Below are 22,431 nucleotides of genomic sequence, written 5' to 3'. Positions count from 1 at the left end.
GGGGCGAAATCATGCTTGCCGGCTGCGGTTTGATGCTCAACTGGGCGGTGACGTCCTTCGCCAAGAAACCGCATGAGCCCAGCGGTGATGGCTATGGCATCTGGCGCCAACCGGATGGTCTGTTGTTCGCCGTCGCCGATGGCTCGGGGAGTGGGCACAAGGCGGCCGAGACAACCGAACTGTGTCTGAAAACGCTAGACGCATCGACCGGGCATCTGGAGGCGGATTTTCAGCGTTGCCATCAGGCGCTCAAACGCGGCCGCGGCGCCGCGCTGGCCCTGATCAGGATCAATGATGAGACGGGCATGATGACATGGGCCGCGGTGGGCGATGTTGACGGCACGCTGTTTGGTCACGCGGATGGCGGTCGGACACCGGAGGGCGGACTTACCCGGATCGGCGGCACGCTGGGCCTCACCTTCAACGGCGTCGCACCGCAATCGCAGTTGCTCAGGCCCGGTTCGCTGATCGTGCTGACAACCGACGGCGTGCGGCGTGAGTTCGCGCAAGACATCTCACCCGACGTGACGGCCGCGGCGGCAGCCGAGCAGATCCTGCCCGCGTTCCGCCGCCCCGACGATGATTCCCTCGTTCTGGTGATCGAGCTGAGGGCCCTGCAATGACAAAGTCACAGCCCCCACACCAGACTTCTGCGGACGCGACGGACTCGGCGCACCACCATCCAGCAGGCACCGAGCCGCAGACCATAGCCCGGCGGTATGAGGAGGCGTTGCGCAGATGCGTTGAAGAGGACAGCGAAGCGGGTTTGATGGCGGCCTATTCCCTGGCGCGTGAAGCCCTGCCTGAGGATATCCAACTAACGGAAATCATGGATATACACTTCTCTGCATCGCAAGCGCTTCTGGTCGACCACGGTCATTCACAACAGTGCCGCGACCAGATCGAGAGTTTCGTGGTCGAGTTTCTGTCCGTGTATGACATGGCCCTGAAGGGCTACAAAACGACCGTCCCGCGGCTGCTGCAAGAGGTCGCCGACCGCCAGAAGGCAGAGGCCGAACTGCGACAGGCGTCGGCTCAACTGGCCGCCCAGCGGGACACGCTCGACAAGCTCGTCGCTGACCGAACGCGCGATTTGTTGAAAAAAACCGAAGTCCTGGACAAGACGTTAGACCATTTGCGCCAGGCAAACCGTGAGCAGGCCGAGTTTACTTACGCGATATCGCATGATCTGAAATCGCCCTCCAACACCATCACCATGCTCTCCGATGAGCTGGAAATTTCCCTGGGCGAGCACCTCGATACGGATGCGGCAGAACTTCTGGCGCTGATCCGCATGACTTCCGTGCGAATGGGCAGGCTGGTCGATGACGTTCTGGCGTATTCGCGTTGCCTCGATCATCAGGCGCCGCTCGGGCGGGTCGATCTTAACGGCGTGCTGCACGATATACTGGAGGATCTGCGTTTCGACATCATCCGGTCGGGGGCGACAATCACAATGGCCGATGTTCCGTCGATCATGGGTGACCCGATGCAGGTCAAGCTTTTGTTTCAAAACCTGATTTCAAACGCGATAAAGTATTGCTCTCCCGGTCGGCCACCGCGCGTCCTGATCACGGCAAAGATCCAGCCCACGCGAGTCCGGGTGACCGTCAGTGACAACGGCATCGGCATAGCTCCGCAACATTTTGAGCGGATCTTTACCCTGTTTCAGCGCCTGCATACCTATGACACCTATCCGGGAAGCGGCATCGGGCTTGCCCTGTGCAAACGAATCGCGGCCAATCTGGGCGGCGAACTCAGTCTTACGTCACGACAAGGTGTCGGAAGCTCCTTTTCCATTGCGTTGAAAAGATTTGTAGACTGAATCTGCGCCGATAATCCGAACAGCAATGTCGACAGATGACGAAAGCTTCGGCCAAAAACGCTATCAACGGGTTCTTCAACGCCGCCCCTGAAACGGTTTGAATGACTGGAGGCCGTAGCTGAACCGCCGGGGCCGCGCGACTCGCAGGGCGAGCGGCTTAATCAAACCGCTGCGCGGTTCGTGCGCAACTTGCCTTAACGGTTTCGTAGCGCTTTTCAGCGTATACCGGGGCGAGATCTCGAAGAAGGTTTCGACCGTGCACAGTCAATCGAGCGTCAGCTCTGGGACCGGACCGCTCGCCAATGCGAGCGGGGACGACGACGATTTCGCCTATGTGATCAGCCATGATCTGAAGAATTCCATCCGCGCCTTGATCGAGGTGCCACAATGGATTGCAGAGGATCTTGAGGCGGCCGGACACAGCATCAAGGGCACGCTGGGCGAGAATCTTGAACTTTTGAATGTCCATGCCAAACGGTTGGATCAGATGCTTTCCGATCTTCTGGTCTATTCGCGTATCGGTCGAGGACAAAAAACCGGCAGAAGTGATTTGGCGGCGGCGGTTGCCACTGTTTGTGCCGACCAACCAATTCCCCACGATGTTCAAATGAATGTGGCCTTGGAGACGCCGACGATAGACATCTGCGATCGGGACCTTTTGACCTTGCTGGGTGCCTTGCTGTCCAACGCCGTGCGCCACCGCGATGCTGACATGCACCATATCTGGATCGAATCCGGATCAGAAGGCGGCGGAACAGTGCTGTCCTTTCGCGACGATGGTCCCGGCGTCCGGCCTGAATTCCGCGAACGGATATTTCACGCAATGACAACATTGAAGTCGCGCGATGAGGTGGAAGGAAGCGGCATGGGCTTGGCGCATGTCCATAAGATCTTGAAAGTCCATGGTGGTCACCTTGCCTGGGTTGATCAGCCAGACGGGCGTGGTGTGGGCTTCAAGCTATGGTTTCCCGACCATGGGTGCGAAGAAACGTAGCGGATTTTCGAAAGATTTGTTCGACCGTTGGACAGCGCCTCGTGGCGGCCGGCGGACATGTTTACGGTTTCTAAGGACATTTTGCACAGAGTCGAGGCGAAGACTGACCGAGAGGGGGAAATCAACGTGGCGCCAAAATCACCTGAATTCTCCTCTGTCGACTTGGCGAAACTGCCGGAAATTCGCACACTCGTGCTGGACGACAGCAGCTTTGATCGCAAACGTATCTGTCGGATGGGAAATGGTCTCGATTTGAAGCTGCGCATCGAAGAAGCGACATCTGTTCAGGGCTTGAAGGAATGCTTGGATCGGCAGAATTTTGATCTGTTTCTTATCGATTACAAGATGCCGGGATCGGATGGTCTTTCTGCACTTGACGTCATTCGCAACCACAAAAGCCAGTCCGGGGCCGTTTCCATCATGATATCGGGGCAGGCCGATCAACGCATCGCCGTGAGCGCGATGAAAAACGGGTGCCAGGATTTCATTATGAAGTCGGATATTTCACCCGACTACCTGCAGGGAACCGTCCTCTCTGCACTGAGTGGCTCGCGACAGTTTTCTCGATACTTTGGTGACCCGAAGCCCGTGGTGAATCTGGATGAAATTCGCAATTTCATGCAGATCGCGCTTGAAGATTCTTATGTGCGCAGCCTCTTGCGTGAAACGCTCCAGGACGGTCTGCGCGATGTGGTTCGTACCGTCGGCGTGAACTTCGGTCTGCCTCCTGAAGCGGATATGGCTCAGTTTTTCCTCGATGCCGAACAGCCGGACAGTTTCTTGTTTCGGTAAAGGGAAAAGGGCGATGTGGACAAATTGGCGATCAACGAGAGGTCTCGCGCAAAGGCTTTGTCGCCTGATCACAAGCTTTTCTAGTCTGTTCGGGATGTGCCGGAAAGCGGCGTCGTTACCTGATACACAAGATTTGGCGGCATGATCTGCGCGCGGTGAAGGCGCTGGTCGATGGTTTCGATCTGGTCTGTCTGACCGCGGCCGTAGAGTGCCCACGTGCCGGTGCGCCCGAAAGAGGAAGCGGTTGACCGGGGTAAAGCCATCGCGGCGCGGCGGTCAGGATTGATCGAACCCTTTGCCGAAAAATGGCGATACCGCAGGCTCGTATCCCACGGACGGATGTTGAACGCAGGGGGCTGGCGAGCGCATCCAGAAATGACAAGGGCCCATCTTGCGATGGGCCCTTATGCCATTGATCTCAGTAAGAGATTTTGGCTCCGGCGGTAGGGATCGAACCTACGACCAATTGATTAACAGTCAACTGCTCTACCGCTGAGCTACGCCGGAACATGGGGGCCGTATAACAAGGCACCCTACCGGCGTCCAGAGGATTTCAGCGTTTTTTTTACCCGAATGTCACGGCGTTGAAACGGGCCCTCAACCGGTCCTTTCAGACCGGCAACTCAGCGCGAAGAGAGGGGTGTGTCGGGGCCCGGCGGGCCGTTGAAAACAAGCATCCCGCGGGCGTCGAGATCGATCAGATGGGCCAGAACGTTGCGCGCGGCGGCAGGGAGCAGGGCCGGGGGGATGTCGGTATAGACCGCCGCAGTCACCGCGTTCAGTGTGGCGGCTCCGGCTGCCACGGCAGCACGAATCGACGATCTCGCGTCCGAGCCGGTGCTGGCGCAATGCGCGGGTGCGGGCCAGTCCATCGACGACAGGTGCCCCGTGGCCCGGATAGTAGCGCAACGCGCCCAGTGATTCGAGCCGATCAAGACTGGCCATGAAGTCCGTCAGGTCGCCATCCGGGGGCGAGACCAGACTGGGGGCCCACCCCATCACATGGTCGCCGGAAAAAAGCGCGTCGCCCCAGCGAAACGACAGGTGATTGCCAAAATGCCCGGGCGTGTGGATTGCCTGCATTGGGCGGCCGGCAACGTCGAATGTGATGCCATCGGGCAGGGTCTCATCCGGCATGAACCCGGCATCAACCCCTTCGCCGCCGCCGATATCCGCTCCGGTCAGGGTGGCCATCCGGGCTGACCGCCCTGCCGACGCATCCCCAAAGGCCAGCACCGGCGCGCCGGTCGCCTCGGCCAGCGGCCGGGCGAGAGGGAGTGGTCCTTGTGCGCGTGGGTGACAAGGATCTGGGTTATGCGTTCCTTCGGGGCGAGGGCGGCCATGATCGCCGCCAGATGCGCGGGGTCGGCGGGGCCGGGGTCGATCACGGTTACCGCGCCTTGCCCCAGGAGGTAGGTGTTGGTGCCGCGCTCGGTCATTGGCGAGGCGTTGGGGGCCAGCACCAGCCGCAGGCCGGGTTCGAGGATCAGCGGATGCCCGGTGCGCGGGGCGAAGTCAGGGTCGGTCACAGGGGCCTCGGGTTTGGGACGGCTGGCAAAGCGCCAGCGCTCGGCCTAGAGTATCGTCATGCTTGGCCGCCTGCTCAAACCGTTTCTGCCCCGCGGCCTGTTCTGGCGCGCCGCGCTGATCGTTTTTGTGCCCGTGGCAACGATTCTCCTGGTCGTCTCGCTGGCTTTTATCCAGCGCCACTATGACGGTGTGACGCGGCAGATGACCGGCAACTTTGTGCTGGTTGCGGATCACCTGCGCGATGAGGTCGACGCCGCCCCCGACCGCGCCACGGCCGAGGCGCGGGCCGCCGCGCTGGCGCTGGTGTTCGATCTGAACGCCACAGTGGTGCCGACGGCACCGCCAACCGCAACAGCCGAGGATCTGCCGTTTTACGATCTCTCGGGCCGTCTGGCGATCCGCGAACTTGAACGGGGGCTGCCCGAGATGACCTCGGTGCTGCTGCGGCGTGCCGATGTGTCGTTGTGGATGACCACACGGTATGGGCAATTGCAGCTCGATTTCGGGCTTGGCCGGATCTCGGCGCGCAACCCGCACCAGATGCTGGTGCTGACCTTGGTGATCGGGCTGGGGATGGGGTTCGTGTCGTTCATCTATCTGAAGAACCAGATGCGTCCCATGCAGCGTCTGGCCCGCGCGGCCGAGGCCTTTGGCCGCGGCCAGACACTGCCGTACCGGCCCGCCGGGGCGACCGAGGTGCGCGCGGCGGGGGCGGCGTTTCTGGAGATGCGCGAAAGGATCGAGCGCCATATCGAGCAGCGCACCCTGCTGTTGTCGGGTATCAGTCACGACTTGCGGACACCGCTGACGCGGATGCGTCTGGCCCTGTCAATGTTCGACGACGAGCCCGAGGCGCAGGCGTTGCTGGCCGATGTCGCCGAGATGGAAGCGCTGATCGACCGCTTCCTCGATTTCACCCGCAGCGAGGCCGAGGAACCGGTCTCGCCGACCGATCTGGGCGCGCTGGTGGCGCAACGGGTGCATGAGGCGGCGCGTCTGGGGCGTTCGGTCGACCTGATCGGCGCGCCGGAAGGTCCGATTCTGCCGCTGCGGCCGCAACTTCTGGCACGGGCGGTGGACAATCTGATCGGCAATGCGCTGCGCTATGGGCGCAAGGCGCGTGTATCGGTCACGTCTGCGCAGGGATGGGCGATCATCTCGGTCGAAGACGATGGCCCGGGTATCGAGCCGCAGCACTATGACCGCGCGATACGGCCGTTTGTGCGCCTCGACCCGGCCCGCGGTGCCTCACGCGGGGCCGGGGCCGGGCTGGGCCTTGCTATCGTCGCGGACGCGATGCGCAGTCATGGCGGAAGGCTGGATCTGGCGCGGGGCGAGACGCCGGACTTTGGCGGGTTGCTTGCGCGGTTGATGCTGCCGCAAGGGCGCCGCTAGGCGAGGGGCGGCGCGCGGCCCCCATTGAGGGCGCCGCGCGCCGCTCTGGGCTGCCGCCCAGACCCGCCCGGGAGGATTTTCCATCCTCCCGGACCCTCCTGGAGGATATTTGGAGCATAAAGTTGGGTCTTAACGATCCGTTAACCCTGCAACTTTATGCCCCAAAATATCCTCAGGGGGTGAGGACCGGCACGGGCCGAGGGGGCAGAATGCCCCCTGCGCCGCCGCAAAGCGACGCGTGGGTCGCCCAAGGACGCGGCGGCGTCAGCCGTCTCGGCCGAGGGCGAAACCCCTCACCGACCCGGTTGGCGGCGTGCCATGAAGGCAAGGCGTTCAAACAGGTGCACGTCCTGTTCGTTCTTCAGCAACGCCCCGTGCAGCTTGGGCAGCGCATTGACCCCGTCACGCTTGAGATCTTCGGGTTGCAGGTCTTCGGCCAGCAGCAGCTTCAGCCAGTCCAGCATCTCGCTGGTCGAGGGTTTCTTCTTCAGCCCCGGCGTTTCGCGCAGTTCGAAGAACTGGGTCAGCGCGGTCGAGAGCAGCATGTCCTTGATGCCGGGATGGTGGACCTTGACGATCTGCGCCAGCACCTCGGGTTCGGGGAAGCGGATGAAGTGGAAGAAGCACCGGCGCAGGAACGCGTCGGGCAGCTCTTTCTCGTTGTTCGAGGTGATGATGACGATCGGCCGGATCTCGGCGCGGATCGTCTCGCCGGTCTCATAGACAAAGAACTCCATCCGATCCAGCTCTTGCAGCAGATCGTTGGGGAATTCGATGTCGGCCTTGTCGATCTCGTCGATCAGCAGCACGACCTTCTTGCCCGCCTCGAAGGCCTGCCACAGCTTGCCCTTCTTGATATAGTTGCGCACGTCATGGACGCGGTCTTCACCCAGCTGGCTGTCGCGCAGCCGGCTGACGGCGTCGTACTCATAGAGCCCCTGATGCGCGCGGGTGGTGGATTTGATGTTCCACTCGATGATGTCCAGTCCGAGTGAGTCGGCAACCTGACGCGCCAGTTCTGTCTTGCCCGTTCCCGGCTCGCCCTTGACCAGCAAAGGCCGCTCCAGCGTTACGGCGGCGTTCACAGCCATCGTCAGGTCATCGGTGGCGATATAGGTGTCGGTCGAGGAAAAGCGCATCCGTAAAAACCCTTGTTTGGCGTTGCGCAGACCCTAGCCGTGCCGCCGCAGCACCGCAAGGCGAGCGCGCCCGGGCTGGGCTTCCAAGGTCACGCCGGGGCAAAAGTTGCCGAATGGCGCGTGACATTGAGCGCCCCGCGGAGTAAGGCGTCCCCAATAGGGAACCCGGAATGACCGCGAAGAACCAAATCGTCGAGTCGGTTACCATGCTTTCCGGGCAAACAGGGGAAGTTGAGATGAAGCCGGAAAGTTTTCTTCCTGACAATTACAAGCCCGCTGAAGACGAGCCGTTCATGAACGATCGTCAGCTCGAGTATTTTCGTCGCAAGCTGCTGGCTTGGAAGGACGAGATCCTCGTGGACAACAAAGAGACCCTGGCGGATCTCGCGAACTCCACCCGCAACCTCCCCGATGTCGCCGACCGCGCCAGCGAAGAGACCGACCGCGCGCTGGAACTGCGCACGCGGGACCGTCAGCGCAAGCTGGTCTCCAAGATCGACGCGGCCCTGCGCCGGATCGAGAATGGCGAGTTCGGCTATTGCGAGATGACCGGCGAGCCGATTTCGCTGCGTCGCCTTGATGCGCGCCCCATCGCCACGATGACGCTGGAGGCGCAGGAACGCCACGAACGCAGCGAGCGCGTCCACCGCGACGACTGATTGCCAAAGGCTCAAGGTCGGCAGTATGCCCCAAGACGGAAGCGCTCTGCTGTCCGGCCACCGTGCTCTGATTCTGGGTGCCGGTGTCGCCGGGCTTGCCACCGCGACGGCGCTGCGCCGCTTCGGCGCGCAGGTCGCAATTCTGGAACAGGCCCCCGCGATAACCGAGGTCGGCGCGGGGTTGCAGATCAGCCCGAACGGCACGCGCGTGTTGCGGGCTCTGGGCATTGATCCCGCCGAAATTGGCGATCTTTCAGAGGCGGTCGAGCTGCGTAATCGCAGCGGGCGGTTGGTCACGCGGCTGGACCTGCCGCAAGATCCCGGGTTTTTCCTCTGCCACCGGGCAGACCTGATTGCGGCGCTCGAGCGTGCCATGCGGGCCTCGGGGACCGAGGTGCAGTTGCTGCAGAAAGTCACGGGAATCGCGCTGGTTGAGGGAGGCGCGCGCGTCACCACAGGTGTCGGCGCGCGCCATGACACGCCGCTGCTGATCGGTGCCGACGGGCTGCAGTCGCCCCTGCGCGCCGCCCTCAATGGAGCGGCGCAGCCGTTCTTTACCGGTCAGGTGGCGTGGCGGGCGACGATCCCCGGCGATGGCGGTGCGCGCGTCGCACAGATTTTCACCGGTCCCGGCCAACATCTGGTCAGCTACCCGCTGCGCGGCGGGGCGCTGCGCAACATCGTCGCCGTGCAAGAGCGCCAGAGCTGGGCGGCTGAGGGCTGGAACCATCCCGACGATCCCGAGGCCCTGCGCGCTGCATTTGCCAGCTTTGGCGGGCCTGTGCCGGGGTGGCTTGCGGCGGTGCGTGCCCCCTTCCTTTGGGGTCTGTTCCGCCACCCGGTCGCCCGGCACTGGCACGACAGCGCCGGGCGCGCGGTCCTGGTCGGCGACGCCGCACACCCGACGTTGCCCTTCATGGCTCAGGGCGCCAATCTGGCGCTCGAGGATGCCTGGGCGCTCGCCTCGGCGCTGGCCGCGACCCCCGATGACCCGGCCGCGGCCCTGAGCGCCTACGCCAAACGCCGCGCTCCCCGCGCTGCCAAAGTCGTCGCCGAAGCCAACCGTAACGCGCGCAATTACCACCTGCGCGCGCCTCTGGCCCCCGTGGCTCACGCCATCCTGCGGGCTGGCGACCGGCTAGCGCCGGGGTTGGCCCTGCGGCGGTATGCGTGGATTTATGACCATGATGTCACCGCCCCATAGCGCACCGCTCGGCCATGGTCGCCTTTGACGCACCGGGCAAGAGGGCAGTCTGGCCACCCACTTGGGCCAACGCCGGTTTCACCCCCTGAGGATACCTGAAGCGCAAAGAGGCGCGGTAACGGTCTGTTAACCTTACCGCATTTTCTGTCTGAAAATATCCACGGGAGGTGTCCAGAGGAGGGGCGTGCCCCCTCCTCTGGCGAGGGAGCGCGAGGGGCGAGGAGCCCCTCGCACACCCGCTCAGGCGTTAAGCGCCAGGTCGAACAATCCCTGAATGTCGCGGACCGAGGTTCCCGCAACCGTTCGACCCAGCTCGACCTCGCCTTTCAGCGCGATGATCGTCGAGCGGCGTGGTACCGCGAAGCGTTGTGCCAGCGTACCGTTGCCATAGGTATCCCAATCGACATGGATCAGCGTCAACTGGCTGTCATAGGCCGGGGTCTCGGCGCGCAGCTGTTCCATGACCCGCTGCTGGCGTGCGCAGGTCGAGCACCAGGTGGCGTAGAAATTCAGAATGATCCGGTCGCCGCGCGCCATGGCGTCTTCGGCCAGACCCGGGGTGTAGGGGACAAACTCGGCGCGGGCGGCCAGCGGCATCAGGGATACGGCAGCGGTCAGCATCAGAAAGTCGCGTCTCAGCATGGGGAAGGTCTCCGGCTTGGGGTCAGATGAGGATGGACAGGTCGTTGAACCAGTTGGGCAATGTCTGGATCGCCCAGGCTTCCAGCAGACGGTGGATGCCAAACCACAGGCCCAGCCCCACCAGCACAAAACTCACGCCCAGCACCGGTTTCGCTGCTTGGGCGATGCGCCGCATCAGCGCGGCGCGGCGTTGCAGGGCGTTTCGCGCGCCGTAGGCCAGCGCCAGCATTACCGCGCAGACACCGAGCGCAAAGGCGACCATGATCGCGGCGGCCTGCGCCAGCCCGTCGCCGCTGGCGGCCAGCGCGATGGCACCGCCCAGCGTGGGGCCGATGCAGGGCGACCAGACAGCGCCCAAAAGCACGCCACCAAGCGCCATGCCCCAAGGGCCGGACTGGTCAAGGTGCGTGATCCTCGTGTCCGCGTGGTTTGCCAGCCCGGCGGTCGCGCTGGCAAAGCGGGTGTTCAGCGCCGGCACCAGCAGCACCAGGCCGAAGGCGACCATGACCAGCGCTGCGGCACCCTCGACCGTCTCCGGCGTCAGGCCGATCGACGGCCCCAGCCGGGCAAGCGCCAGCCCGATCAGCACAAAACTGCTGGCCATGCCTGCCATCAGATAAAGCGGCCCGCGCCTGTCGGCGGCGGTGGCCGAGGCCAGTACGATGGGCAGCACCGGCAACACGCAGGGGTTCAGCAGCGTCAGCGCGCCGGCGAGAAAGCCGAGAAGAATATCCATCTGCTCCGGTCCGGTTGGGGCCTTTCCCTTGCGATACGGACCCACCGGGCCTTTCGTTGCGCGCGCGCGATGACAAACCCGTGATCTAGAGAGGCTTTTGGCGCGACACGATCGCAGCGCCGACCAGCAGGACCGCCGATCCCGCCAGCAGCGCCACGCCGATACTGCCCGCATGGTCGCCCAGCATCCCCGCCGCATAGGGGCCGACAGTCTGCGCCACAGCGAAGACCAGCGTGAACAGGGCGATGGCGCTGCCCCAGCTTTCGGACGGCAGGTTCTGGCGGGTGAAATTGGTCACAGCACTTGGGGCCATGAAGACGCAAGAGCCGAACACCATGGCCGAGACGACCAGCCCCGGCAGCGTCGGCCACAGGACGGGCAGGGCCGAACCGACGGCGATGCCCGTCAACACCAGCGCCAGCGGTCGCCCGCTGGCGTGGCGCGCAAACACGCCGCGCCAGAGCAGGGGCGACAGCGAAATGCACGCGCCCAGCAGCACCCAGACCAGCGCCACCTGCAGCGCACTCGCGGCCTGTTCCTTCATCCAGGCCGACAGGAAGGTGAGATAGACGATGTACCCCAACCCGAACCCGGCATAGCCCGCGAATTGGGGCAGCATGCGCGCCAATGGCAGGGCAGGGGCGTTGACGTCGCGGCGCGGCACCGGCGGCGCTTTCAGCGCCGCCCACAGTCCCAGCGGGACGCAGAGCAGGCTCAAGCCCCCGACGATCAGCCAGGCCCAGGGCCAGGCGCTGTCGCCCCATTCGGCCAGCATCAACGGCAGCGTCGCCCCGGCCAGCACAATTGCCATGCCGCCGCCCGAGCCAAACAGGATACCGATCCCCAGCGCATTGCGCTTGGGGTCGTTTGCCCAGAGCCGCGCAGCCAGCGCTCCGGCGGTCGAAAACGACAGCGCGCCAAACAGCCCGGCAATGAACCGCCACAGGCTCTGCCACCACAGCGCCGGCACCAGACCTGTGGCGACCAGCGACAGCGCCGTCATCACCAGACCGGCCGCGAACAGCCCGGCGGGTCCGCGTCGCCTCAACGCCAGCATCGTTCCCGCCGCGCCCAGAATATACCCCAGCGCATTGGCCGTGTTCAGCCAGCCTGCCTGTGCATAGGTCCAGTCCAGATCGGCGCGCATCGCGGGCAGGATCAGACCGTAGGCAAAGCGCGCGAAGCCGTTGGTGACCAGCACGCCCAGCGACAGCCCGGTCAGCACCAGCCACGGATTGGCCGTGTTCGTCTCGTTCATCGGCCTGTCCCCCCGGCGTTCCGCTCTTTGATGCCGCGTCGTCTGCGTCACAACAACCCCGGCCGCTTGCAATCACGCCACGTCACGGATAGCAGGGGCGCGTGATGTCGGAGGCTGCCATGGATCAGTTGCGCGAAACCTATCTGGCCCGTATTTCGGCCGCTGCCGATGCGGCCGCGCTGGAGGAGGTGCGGCTTGCCGCACTGGGCAAAAAGGGCGAAATCAGCCTGATGATGCGCGAGTTGGGCACAATGTCGCCCGAAGAGCGCCAGACCACCGGCAAGGCGCTGAACCAGCTGCGCGATGAACTGGACTCGGCCCTGCGTGCCCGCAAGACCACGATGGAAGACGCGGCGCTCGACGAACGGCTGAAAGCCGAATGGCTGGACGTGACGCTGCCTGCCCGCCACCGCGCGCGCGGCACCATCCATCCGGTCAGCCAGGTGACCGAGGAATGCACGGCGATCTTCGCCGACATGGGTTTCCGCGTGGCCGAGGGCCCGCAGATCGAAACCGACTGGTACAATTTCGACGCGCTCAACATCGCGCCAGAGCATCCGGCGCGCCAAGAGCACGACACGTTCTTCATGCACCGCGCGCCCGGCGACAACCGCCCGCCGCATGTGCTGCGCACGCATACCTCGCCGGTGCAGATCCGCGCCATGCAGGAGCAGGGCGCGCCGATCCGCGTGATCGCGCCGGGCCGCGTCTACCGCATGGACATGGACCAGACGCACGCGCCGATGTTCCACCAGATCGAGGGTATGGCGATTGATCGCGATATCTCGATGGCGAACCTCAAATGGGTGCTGGAGGAATTCTTCACCGCTTTCTTCGGCACCAAGGTGAAAACCCGCTTCCGCGCCTCGCATTTCCCGTTCACGGAACCCTCCGCCGAGGTGGATATCCAGTGCTCCTGGGTCAACGGGCAATTGCGCGTGGGCGAGGGGGACGGTTGGCTGGAAGTGCTCGGCTCGGGCATGATGCATCCCAAGGTGCTGCGCGCCGGGGGCATCGACCCCGACCAGTGGCAGGGCTTTGCCTTTGGCATGGGCATCGACCGGATGGCGATGCTGAAATACGGCATCCCCGACCTGCGCGCGTTCTTCGAGAGTGATCTGCGCTGGCTGCGGCATTATGGCTTTGGTGCGCTCGAAGCGCCGAGCGTGCACGCCGGGTAAGGTTCAGTCCGCGCAGCCGGGCCTCCCGGCTGCAGTTGGACAGGCTGTTACGTCCTGGGCAAACCGGGCACTCTACCGTTATTGTCCCTCTCGCACCGGCGCTGGCATCGGATCTTCAACGGATACGGTGCGCCCGAGGCGCGGTCGGTCAATGTGCTGATGGCTGCGGCGTGGGGCCACGTCACCAGTGCGGTCTCAGGCCCCAACATCTGCGGGGCGGTGTTTCCTGCGTGCGCCGGTCCACCGAGCGCCTGCAAGGCAGACAGGTCGTCGACCGCCAGCCTTAACGCGCGCGCTTGTGCGATAGCTGGCGTCTCTGCCCCGGAAATCGGTAGCGCAGGTAAGACTTTCTTAACGCATGGCTCTGTACTCACGAAGACTTGACACTGTCCGTGCGCGTGCTCGACGCTGTGTTTTTATGAGTAATGGGGAAGGGTTCGGGGATGTCGGTATCAAAGTTATATACCTTGTGGCGCAGCCTGAGCGCGGCTCTGGCGTTCAGCGCGGTGGCGGCGCTGCCCGCGTTGGCGCAGAGCCCCAGTTTTGCCCATCAACGTGTCGAGGCGCGGGCCCTCGCTGCCGCTGAGGCTGGGACAGCGCCAACCCCCTCGATCGTGGGCGGTTGGGCCGTCAGTAACCGGGGATACAACCGGCATTTTCGCTGGGTTGTCGCGCTGGTTACCTCCGGGGCCGATCCGTTTCAGGGGCAGTTCTGCGGCGGTTCGCTGATCGCGCCGCAATGGGTGCTGACCGCAGCGCATTGCCTGCCGGGACTGTCCCCGTCGGCTGTGCAGGTGCTGACGGATTCGCCCCTGTTGTCCACGGGCGGCACGATGATCGACGTTAATGCGATCTATTCCCACCCCGATTACGAGGCCGGGCCCGAGCTTAACGACATCGGCCTGTTGCATCTGGCCACGCCGGTCGACCTGCCGCTGGCCGTGCCTGCCACCGTCGCCGCCATGCGCGCCATTGGTCGCCCGGGTATGCGGCTGAACGCAATCGGCTGGGGCGATATGGGCGACGGTGCCGGGAATTATCCTGACCGCCTGCAGCGTGTGGTCGTGCCGATCACCACCCGGCGGCGCTGCCGGACCAACTATGCTGACGGTGCCATCACCGACAGCATGATGTGCGCGGGCCTGCATCGCGGCGGACTTGATGCCTGCCAGGGAGATTCGGGCGGTCCCCTGTCGGCGGCAATCAATGGCCAATGGTTTGTGATTGGCATCACCAGCTGGGGCGATGGCTGCGCGCGGCCCCATCTGCCGGGGGTTTATACGCGGGTGTCGCATTTCCAGCAGTGGATCGCGGCGACGATGAACCGGCACGACAGCCGCGCCGACTAACCGGCTCAGCGGGGCTGTCTGCCGCAAAAGGTACGCCAGTCCTCCCCGGCGCTTTGCGGCGCCGGGCGTGTGCATTCGTCTGGTCGTGGCCGCGCTTGGGTCCGGCGCGGGCCGGATCGATCCGAGCTGCGGGCGCTTTTCGCTGCCTGACGGGCTGCAGTCCCGGCGAGTTGACCCGTGCACCCTTGCCATGCCCCACACCGCTCAACTAGGTTTGGGCCGCACCCCCCGGGGGATGCGGATGACCAAAGGGGAAGCCACCGCATGACGCCGTTCCGCAACCGGGTGATCGCCGCCGGACTAGTTGCCTGTCTCGCCGGTCCTGTATTTGCGCAGGATCTGAGCGAGACGATAACCCGTCAGTATGCCGATGGCGGCATCTATGAGGGCACGTTTCTGGACGGCTTGCAGCACGGTACCGGCACGTACCGACTGCCCAACGGGTTCGAATATACCGGCGACTGGGTGCAGGGGCAGATCACCGGCGCGGGCACAGCGCGCTACCCCAATGGCTCGGTCTATGAGGGCCAGTTCGAGGATGGCCGCCCGCAAGGTCAGGGCCGCATGGTGTTTGCCGATGGGTCTTCCTACGAGGGAAACTGGGACGCAGGCCGCATCATGGGGCAGGGCGTGCGGCGCTACGTGACGGGTGTGGTCTATACCGGCGCGTTCGACGACAGCCAACCGCATGGCACCGGCACGATGGAGCGTCCCGGCGGACTTCGCTACGAGGGCGAGTGGCAGCACGGTCTGCGCGAGGGGCAGGGGACGATCACCTACCCCGATGGCTCGACCTATGTCGGTGCAATGCACGCGGATCAGCGCCACGGCGAGGGGCGGCTGACGCGGCCCGATGGCACGATTTACGACGGCGAATGGTCCGAGGGCATGCTGCACGGCGCAGGTGTGCTGACCCTGCCGGGCGGCGACCGGCGCGAGGGCACCTTTGAGCAGGGCGTCTTGCAGGGCGTCGGCCGTCTGATCATGGCCAATGGGGCGATCTACGAGGGCGATTTCGTCGACGACATGCGTCAGGGGCGCGGGCGGCTCAGCTCGGCGCAGGGCTATGTGTATTCCGGCGACTGGGTGGCGGACCGCATCGACGGGTCCGGCGTGATGACCGCCCCCGATGGCGCGCGCTACGACGGTCAGTTCCGCGATGGTGTGCCCGACGGCGAGGGGGTGATCACCTATGCCGATGGCACGGGCTATAGCGGGCAATGGTCAGAGGGCCGGATCGAAGGTCAGGGCCGGGCGCGTCTTGCTGAGAACATGGTCTACGAGGGCAACTTCCGCGCCGGCCAGCCGCAGGGGCAAGGCCGCATGGAATACCCCGACGGGCGCATCTACACCGGCGATTTCGTCGGCGGTGTGCGCGAAGGGCAGGGCGTGATGGTCTACCCCGATGCGACGCGCTTCGAGGGGGGCTTTGTCGGCGGCGAGCGCGAAGGACAGGGGACGATCACGCTGGCCGATGGGTTCACCTATACCGGCGAATGGCGCGCAGGCCGGATCGAGGGCGAAGGGACCGCGACCTATGCGACGGGCGATGTGTATGAGGGGCAGTTCGTCGATGGCCAACGCGTCGGCCGCGGCACGCTGCGCTACGCCGCCGGGCAGGTCGTCTCGGGGCGCTGGGAACAGGGTGTGCTGGTCGAGCCGGAGGCGGCGGGAGCCGAAGCGCCGGCCACGAACGACGGGTAAGCTGAGCCTTCGGACGGGGGGCGCTGCCCCCCACCGGGCCGTTCCGGCCCGCCCCCCGGGATATTTAGCGAGCAAAGAGGCGCGGTTAACAAAGTGTTAGCGCCCCTCTTTGCTCTGCAAATATCCTCGGGGGGTGAATGCGCGGTACGCGCAGAGGGGGGCAGAAGGCCCCCCTTGCCCCGTCACCGCAAGGGCAACAATGTGGCTGCGCTCAGCCGGCATTCACGGCGCGTCAGGGCGGGGCCGCAATCCATCGGTTCCAGATCGCGGGTCAGGCAGAGGCGCAGCTCGACCAGCGCGCCGCCGGGGCAGCTGGTGACGATGCGATCCTGCGTCAGGTCGGGGTTGGCCTCGATGAAGGCGGCCTCGACCACCTCGGGTCCGACGCGCAGGTCGCGGTTCACGCCCTCGAACACCGGCGGCAGCGCGATGCCCTCCGCCGCCGCCCGCACCAGACGGTAGTATTGCGCTGCCGACAGGCCCGAACAGCGGCCATGTTTATTCCACTGATGCCAGGCCGCGCCCGGGGTGCCGAACAGATCCGCCTGCTCTGCCGTTTCGCGCCGCGACGGCGCGCGTTCAGACGTGGTGCAATACTCCGGCCAGTCACCGCCCGCATTCTGCGGCCAGAGCCCGTGCACCGCCCAGCCGATCGCGCTGCCATCCCGGCAGCGCGGGTCATCGCGGTCATCCCCATCGGTGGCGCAATAGGCCGGGATCCAGCTGAGCGCGAGCAGGTAATGGTCAAACGCGCCGGCCCGGTCCTGTGCGGCAGCGCTTTGGGCGGCGAAAATCGGCAAAAGGGCGGCAAAGGCGGGGATCAGGCGCTGCATTTTCTCTTTCCTATGGTCCTTGGGGCGCTTATATACGCTCCATTCCCCGAAATCGAGGATGCGTGGCCCGCGGCGCGGCCGGTCCCCCGGCGACTGCCGCGCCATGCGGTTCTCGCCGGATTGAAGGATCGATTACGATGGCTAAACCGTTGATGGCGAAGGCTACCGCCGTGTGGTTGGTAGACAACACGACGCTCAGCTTCAAACAGGTCGCTGATTTTTGCGGCCTGCACGAGCTTGAGGTGCAGGGCATTGCCGACGGTGATGTCGCGACGGGCGTGAAGGGCTTCGACCCCATCGCCCATAACCAGCTCGACGAAGTCGAGATCAAGAAGGGCGAGGCGAATCCCGCCTATGCGCTCAAGCTGAAATTCAACCCGGCGTCGGTCGGTGAGGAAAAGCGCCGGGGCCCGCGCTACACGCCGCTCAGCAAGCGTCAGGACCGCCCGGCCTCGATCCTGTGGCTGGTGAAGTTCCACCCCGAGCTGGCCGATTCCCAGATCCGCAAGCTGGTCGGCACGACCAACCCGTCGATTCAGGCGATCCGCGAGCGTACGCACTGGAACATCCAGAACATCCAGCCGATCGACCCGGTTGCGCTGGGCCTGTGCCGCCAGTCCGAGCTGGATCTGGAAGTGCAGAAAGCCGCCAAGGCGAAAGCCGCCGAAGGCACCGTGATGACCGATGACGAGCGTCGCAAGCTGGTGTCGACCGAACAGTCGCTGGACATGTCGGACGAGCCGCGCCTGCCGAGCAACATGGCCGGGCTCGAGGCGTTCACGCTGGGTGGCAACGCGGATGAAGACGCCAACGAGCACAAGAAGCCGGTGGATTATTCCAACGCCGACAGTTTCTTCAACCTGCCCGATGGCGAGAAGGACGACGACGAGGACGAGGATGAGGAAGACGACAAGCCGCGTCGCTGATCGCCTTCGCTTTGACCCTATCAGGCGCGTTCCCCCGGGGGCGCGCCTTTTTGCTGGCGCGCGCACAGGCCGGACTGCCGCCTTTCCTTGGCCGCGCGGATCGGCTAACAGGACGCGCAAAGCGGAACGAAACCGAAGGTCTGGCGATGAAATTCACCCTGTCGTGGCTCAAGGAACATCTGGACACTGCAGCCAGTCTCGACACCCTCGTCGAGGCGCTGACCGATCTGGGGCTTGAGGTTGAAGAGGTCTCGGACCCGGCCGAAAGTCTGGGCGCGTTCCGCATCGCGCGCATTCTGGAAGCCGTGAAGCACCCCGACGCCGACAAGCTGCGGCTTTGCCGGGTTGAAACCCTGCCCGACGGGCCGGGCGGCAAGACCGAGGAAGTACAGGTCGTCTGCGGCGCGCCGAATGCGCGCACCGGGCTGGTCGGCGTCTTCGCGCCCGTGGGCACCCATGTGCCGGGCACCGGCGTCGATCTGAAACCGGGCGTGATCCGGGGGCAGGCGTCGAACGGCATGATGTGTTCGGAACGCGAACTCATGCTCAGCGACGACCATGACGGCATTATCGACCTGCCCGCCGATGCGCCGCTGGGCGCGCGCTATATCGACTATGCGGGTCTCAACGACCCGATGATTTACATCAAGATCACGCCGAACCGCCCCGATGCGCTGGGCGTGCGCGGCGTTGCGCGCGATCTGGCCGCGCGCGGTCTGGGCACGTTGAAGCCGCTGGTTGCCGAGCCGGTGGCGGGCAGGTTCCCCAGCCCTCTCCGCGTCGCCATCGATCCGGCGCTCAAGGACAAGGGCTGCCCGCTTTTCGCCGGTCGGGTGATCCGCGGCGTCAAGAACGGCCCCTCGCCGAAATGGCTGCAAAAGCGGCTGACGGCGATCGGTCTGCGGCCGATCTCGGCGCTGGTCGATGTGACCAACTTCTTCACCTTCGCGCTGAACCGCCCGCTGCACGTCTTCGATGTGGCCAAGGTGGCGGGCGACACGCTGCGCATCCATCCGGCGGCGGGCGGCGAGGAGATCCTCGCGCTCGACGGCAAGACTTATACGCTGGCGGCGGGCATGATGGCGATCTCGGACGCGAAGGGCGTCGAGAGCATCGCCGGCATCATGGGCGGCGAGCAGTCGGGCTGCACCGACGAGACCACCGATGTCTTCGTCGAGAGTGCCTATTGGGACCCGATCACCGTGGCCACCACCGGCCGCGCGCTCAAGATCAACTCTGATGCCCGTTACCGCTTCGAGCGCGGCGTGGACCCGGAATTCACCCTGCCGGGGCTGGACCTGGCGACGCGGATGATTCAGGAGCTCTGCGGTGGCGAGGCGAGCGAACTGGCGGTTGATGGCACCGCGCCCGACACCACGCGGCACTACCGCTTCGATCCGGCGCGTGTGGTCAGTCTGGTCGGCATGGACATCCCCGAGGCCGAGCAGCGCGCGACGCTGGAGGCGCTGGGCTTCGCGCTGAACGGCACGCAGGTGACCCCGCCGAGCTGGCGGCCTGACGTGCTGGGCGACGCGGATATCGTGGAGGAAATCGCGCGCATTGCCTCGCTCACCAAGCTTGAGGGCAAGCCGATGGCGCGGGCGACGGTGGGCGTTCCGGCACCGATCCTGACCCCGATGCAAAAGCGCGAACGTCTGATGCGCCGCACGCTGGCGGCGCTGGGCTACCATGAATGCGTCACCTACAGCTTCATTGACGGTGCCTCGGCGGCGCTGTTCGGCGGTGGTGAGGATGCGTTGAAGCTGGAGAACCCGATTTCCAGCGAGATGACCCATATGCGGCCCGATCTGCTGCCCGGCCTGTTGCAGGCCGCAGCCCGCAATCAGGCGCGTGGCTTTGCCGATATGGCGCTGTTCGAGCTGGGGCCGGTGTTCCATGGCGGCGAGCCGGGCGAACAGGCGATCCATGCCACCGGGCTGCTGGTGGGGGCGAATGGTCCGCGCGATCCGCATCACGCGCGCCGTCCGGTCGATGTGTTCGACGCCAAGGGCGACGCCGAGGCGGTGCTGGCCGCGATCGGCGCACCGGCGCGGATGCAGGCGGATCGCAGCGTTGCCGGGTGGTTCCACCCGGGCCGCTCGGGTCGTCTGACGCTGGGGCCGAAACTGGCGCTGGCCAGCTTTGGCGAGGTCCATCCGCGCGTGCTCAAGGCGTATGGGATCAAGGGCAGCGTTGTGGCCTTCACACTGCCGGTTGCCGCCGCGCCGATGCCGCGCAATGCCTCGGCAACGCGCGCGGCGCTGGTGCTCAACGACCTGCAGCCGGTCGAGCGCGATTTCGCCTTCGTGCTTGATGAGGGCGTCGAGGCACTGACCGTGGTCAATGCGGCGCAAGGCGCGGACAAGGGGCTGATCGACAGCGTGCGGGTGTTCGACGAGTTCACCGGCGAGAAAGCCATTGCGCAAATGGGCGCAGGCAAGAAATCGCTGGCGATCACTGTGCGCTTGCAGCCGCAAGGCCAGACACTGACCGAAAAAGACATCGAGGCGGTCAGCGCCAAGATCATCGACAAGGTCGGCAAGGCCACCGGCGGCGTGCTGCGCGGCTAAGGCGAGGGCGGGCCTCGGGGGGCGTCGAGCCCCCTCGGCCCGCGCGGGTTGCCACCCGCACCCGCTCGGGAGGATTTTCCATCCTCCCGAACCCTCCTGGAGGATATTTTCAGACAGAAAATGCGCGAATTAGGGTTTCGTTAACGGTGCATTTTCTGTCTGGAAATATCCTCGGGGGGTGAATTTGGCGTCAGCCAAAGAGGGGGCGGAAAGCCCCCCTTGCGCCGATCCCCTCCCTTGCGGCGTCAGAGCGGGGCGGTTTAGGCTGGTGGCGCAAACAGTGAAATGGACCCGCCGATGACAGCCCCGACCGCCATGACCCCAGAGCGCGCGCCCTCGGGTCCGATCGGACCTTTGATGGCGCTGCTGGGGTTCGCGCTATACGCCACCCATGACGTTCTGATCCGGATCCTCGGTGAGACATACAGCGTTTTTCAGATCATGTTCTACATGGGTCTGTTGAGCTTCCCGCTGCTGGTCGTCATTCTGATCCGCGATCCCGAGCCGGGCACCCTGCGCGCGGTCCATCCGTGGTGGTCACTGGCCCGGACAGCCTGTGTTGTCGCCTCGGCCGGTGGTGCGTTTTACGCTTTCACCGTGCTGCCTTTGGCGCAGGTCTATGCCGTGCTCTTCGCCTCGCCTTTGCTCATCACCCTGTTGGCGATTCCGATGCTGGGCGAGCGGGTCGGTCTACACCGGGGTCTGGCCGTGGTCGTTGGCCTGTGCGGCGTGCTGGTGGTGCTCCAGCCGGGCGCGGCACCCTTGGGGCCGGGTCATGTCGCGGCGCTGGTTTCAGCGATGACGGCGGCGATGAACGGCGTCATCGTGCGCAAGATAGGCCGCGACGAGCGTGCGGCCGTGCTGTTGCTATATCCGATGCTGGCCAATGTGATCGTGATGGCGATGCTTCTGCCGGCCGTCTATGTGCCGATGCAGCTGGGCGATCTGGCGCTTGTCGGCGTCATTGCAACGCTCGCGTTGATCGCGATGACGCTGACCATCGGCGCATACCGTCGGGCCGAGGCCGCTTTGGTCGCGCCGATGCAATACTCGCAGATCATCTGGGCGGCGCTTTACGGCGCGCTTTTGTTTGGCGAGGCGCCAAAGCGGGCAACCGTCGTCGGGGCCACGCTGATCATTGCGTCAGGGCTTTATATCGTGTTCCGCGAATCGCGGCGCAATGTGTCGGCCAACCGCCCGGTGCAGCAAACCCGCATGCGCAACGAATCCGTGTCGGCTCCGCGTCCGATCGTGATGGAAGAGCTTGAACCGATGCCGGAAAACAGTGGCTCATGAGGTGCTGAAGCCCCTTGCAAACCCCCGCAGGGCGGGCTAATCACCCGCTCACGGTCGGAGTGTAGCTCAGCTTGGTAGAGCACTGTCTTCGGGAGGCAGGGGCCGGAGGTTCGAATCCTCTCACTCCGACCAGTAAAATCAGACGCTTGGCGCAAGCTATGTGCGTCACGAAGAAAGCCCGCCCAGGCTTCACGCAAAAAATACCCCGCCAAACAGCCGCCGCCCCGACCAGACATCGGGGGCACAGGCTATTGGGGATATTACGCACTCATCGAGGCGTGAGTCTGTCATCCTTAAAGCGACGTCGGGCGCATTGAGGCCGGTCATTCGGCGCTACGACGAACGAGGTCGGTGGCGGAACGCCACATCTTGCACCTGCGCCCGCAGACACTTCTTCC

18 protein-coding genes, 2 tRNA genes and 1 pseudogene are annotated in these 22,431 nt (G+C 64.7%); 14 read left to right on the top strand and 7 right to left on the bottom strand.

Going from position 1 to position 22,431, the window contains the following annotated elements:
• The first annotated feature begins 11 nt into the window (after positions 1-11).
• The 4 genes from OKW52_RS17040 to OKW52_RS17025 all read left to right on the top strand — a co-directional run bounded on the left by OKW52_RS17040 (position 12) and on the right by OKW52_RS17025 (position 3,611).
• Complete coding sequence (locus OKW52_RS17040) at positions 12-623, top strand: SpoIIE family protein phosphatase (protein WP_264506782.1); 612 nt, start codon at positions 12-14, stop codon at positions 621-623.
• A complete protein-coding gene (locus OKW52_RS17035) occupies positions 620-1,825 on the top strand; it encodes a sensor histidine kinase (protein WP_264506781.1) in 1,206 nt (401 codons plus the stop codon). Before OKW52_RS17040 ends, OKW52_RS17035 begins: the two co-directional genes overlap by 4 nt.
• 256 nt (positions 1,826-2,081) lie before the next feature.
• A complete protein-coding gene (locus OKW52_RS17030) occupies positions 2,082-2,819 on the top strand; it encodes a sensor histidine kinase (RefSeq protein ID WP_264506780.1) in 738 nt (245 codons plus the stop codon).
• Between the two features lie 27 nt (positions 2,820-2,846).
• Complete coding sequence (locus OKW52_RS17025; protein ID WP_264506779.1) at positions 2,847-3,611, top strand: response regulator; 765 nt, start codon at positions 2,847-2,849, stop codon at positions 3,609-3,611.
• A gap of 432 nt (positions 3,612-4,043) precedes the next feature.
• Here OKW52_RS17025 and OKW52_RS17020 read toward each other — a convergent pair.
• Together OKW52_RS17020 and OKW52_RS17015 are read right to left on the bottom strand one after the other, a co-directional pair.
• A tRNA-Asn gene (locus tag OKW52_RS17020) sits at positions 4,044-4,118 on the bottom strand.
• 116 nt (positions 4,119-4,234) lie between these two features.
• Positions 4,235-5,050 (bottom strand): annotated as a pseudogene (locus OKW52_RS17015) (MBL fold metallo-hydrolase).
• Between the two features lie 148 nt (positions 5,051-5,198).
• Between OKW52_RS17015 and OKW52_RS17010 the strand changes: the two are divergent.
• Positions 5,199-6,536, top strand: a complete 1,338-nt coding sequence (locus OKW52_RS17010; RefSeq protein ID WP_264506778.1) for an ATP-binding protein — start codon at positions 5,199-5,201, stop codon at positions 6,534-6,536.
• Positions 6,537-6,829: 293 nt separating this feature from the next.
• Here OKW52_RS17010 and OKW52_RS17005 read toward each other — a convergent pair whose 3' ends face one another.
• Entirely contained in the window at positions 6,830-7,675 is an 846-nt protein-coding gene (locus OKW52_RS17005; RefSeq protein ID WP_264506777.1) for an AAA family ATPase, read from the bottom strand.
• Positions 7,676-7,911: 236 nt separating this feature from the next.
• Between OKW52_RS17005 and dksA the strand changes: the two genes are divergently transcribed.
• Entirely contained in the window at positions 7,912-8,334 is a 423-nt protein-coding gene (dksA, locus tag OKW52_RS17000) for an RNA polymerase-binding protein DksA (protein ID WP_127110084.1), read from the top strand.
• A gap of 25 nt (positions 8,335-8,359) precedes the next feature.
• Positions 8,360-9,538 (top strand): FAD-dependent monooxygenase, encoded by a 1,179-nt coding sequence (locus OKW52_RS16995; protein ID WP_264506776.1) that lies wholly within the window; start codon positions 8,360-8,362, stop codon positions 9,536-9,538.
• A 240-nt stretch (positions 9,539-9,778) separates the two neighbouring features.
• Here the strand turns inward: OKW52_RS16995 and OKW52_RS16990 are convergent, their stop codons facing one another.
• The 3 genes from OKW52_RS16990 to OKW52_RS16980 form a co-directional block, all read right to left on the bottom strand.
• Positions 9,779-10,180 carry a thioredoxin family protein gene (locus OKW52_RS16990; protein ID WP_264506775.1) on the bottom strand — a complete coding sequence of 134 codons (402 nt, stop codon included), beginning with the start codon at positions 10,178-10,180 and terminating at the stop codon, positions 9,779-9,781.
• A 22-nt stretch (positions 10,181-10,202) separates the two neighbouring features.
• A complete protein-coding gene (locus tag OKW52_RS16985; protein WP_264506774.1) occupies positions 10,203-10,916 on the bottom strand; it encodes a cytochrome c biogenesis CcdA family protein in 714 nt (237 codons plus the stop codon).
• 85 nt (positions 10,917-11,001) lie between these two features.
• Positions 11,002-12,174, bottom strand: coding sequence for a YbfB/YjiJ family MFS transporter (locus tag OKW52_RS16980; RefSeq protein ID WP_264506773.1), 1,173 nt, complete (start codon positions 12,172-12,174; stop codon positions 11,002-11,004).
• Positions 12,175-12,293: 119 nt separating this feature from the next.
• Here OKW52_RS16980 and pheS point away from each other — a divergent pair, with 119 nt between their 5' ends.
• The 3 genes from pheS (at position 12,294) to OKW52_RS16965 (ending at position 16,408) form a co-directional block, all read left to right on the top strand.
• Positions 12,294-13,355, top strand: coding sequence for a phenylalanine--tRNA ligase subunit alpha (gene pheS, locus OKW52_RS16975; RefSeq protein WP_455430311.1), 1,062 nt, complete (start codon positions 12,294-12,296; stop codon positions 13,353-13,355).
• A gap of 467 nt (positions 13,356-13,822) precedes the next feature.
• Entirely contained in the window at positions 13,823-14,704 is an 882-nt protein-coding gene (locus OKW52_RS16970; RefSeq protein WP_264506771.1) for a S1 family peptidase, read from the top strand.
• Between the two features lie 264 nt (positions 14,705-14,968).
• A complete protein-coding gene (locus tag OKW52_RS16965) occupies positions 14,969-16,408 on the top strand; it encodes an MORN repeat-containing protein (RefSeq protein ID WP_264506770.1) in 1,440 nt (479 codons plus the stop codon).
• A gap of 182 nt (positions 16,409-16,590) precedes the next feature.
• On the opposite strand, the gene OKW52_RS16960 is transcribed toward OKW52_RS16965, so the two are convergent.
• Complete coding sequence (locus tag OKW52_RS16960; protein WP_264506769.1) at positions 16,591-17,241, bottom strand: ribonuclease T2 family protein; 651 nt, start codon at positions 17,239-17,241, stop codon at positions 16,591-16,593.
• A 137-nt stretch (positions 17,242-17,378) separates the two neighbouring features.
• Between OKW52_RS16960 and OKW52_RS16955 the strand changes: the two genes are divergently transcribed.
• From OKW52_RS16955 to OKW52_RS16940, 4 genes are all read left to right on the top strand, one after another.
• Entirely contained in the window at positions 17,379-18,167 is a 789-nt protein-coding gene (locus tag OKW52_RS16955; protein ID WP_264506768.1) for a DUF1013 domain-containing protein, read from the top strand.
• Between the two features lie 146 nt (positions 18,168-18,313).
• A complete protein-coding gene (gene pheT, locus OKW52_RS16950) occupies positions 18,314-20,737 on the top strand; it encodes a phenylalanine--tRNA ligase subunit beta (RefSeq protein ID WP_264506767.1) in 2,424 nt (807 codons plus the stop codon).
• Between the two features lie 297 nt (positions 20,738-21,034).
• Entirely contained in the window at positions 21,035-22,033 is a 999-nt protein-coding gene (locus tag OKW52_RS16945) for a DMT family transporter (protein ID WP_264506766.1), read from the top strand.
• Between the two features lie 55 nt (positions 22,034-22,088).
• A tRNA-Pro gene (locus OKW52_RS16940) sits at positions 22,089-22,165 on the top strand.
• Positions 22,166-22,431: the final 266 nt, after the last annotated feature.

Origin of the sequence: Pararhodobacter zhoushanensis (assembly GCF_025949695.1) — a bacterium.
In the GTDB taxonomy this organism is placed as follows: domain Bacteria; phylum Pseudomonadota; class Alphaproteobacteria; order Rhodobacterales; family Rhodobacteraceae; genus Pararhodobacter; species Pararhodobacter zhoushanensis_A.
The sequence above is the reverse complement of the archived record's forward strand: the minus strand, read 5'-3'. Positions and strand labels throughout refer to the sequence as shown.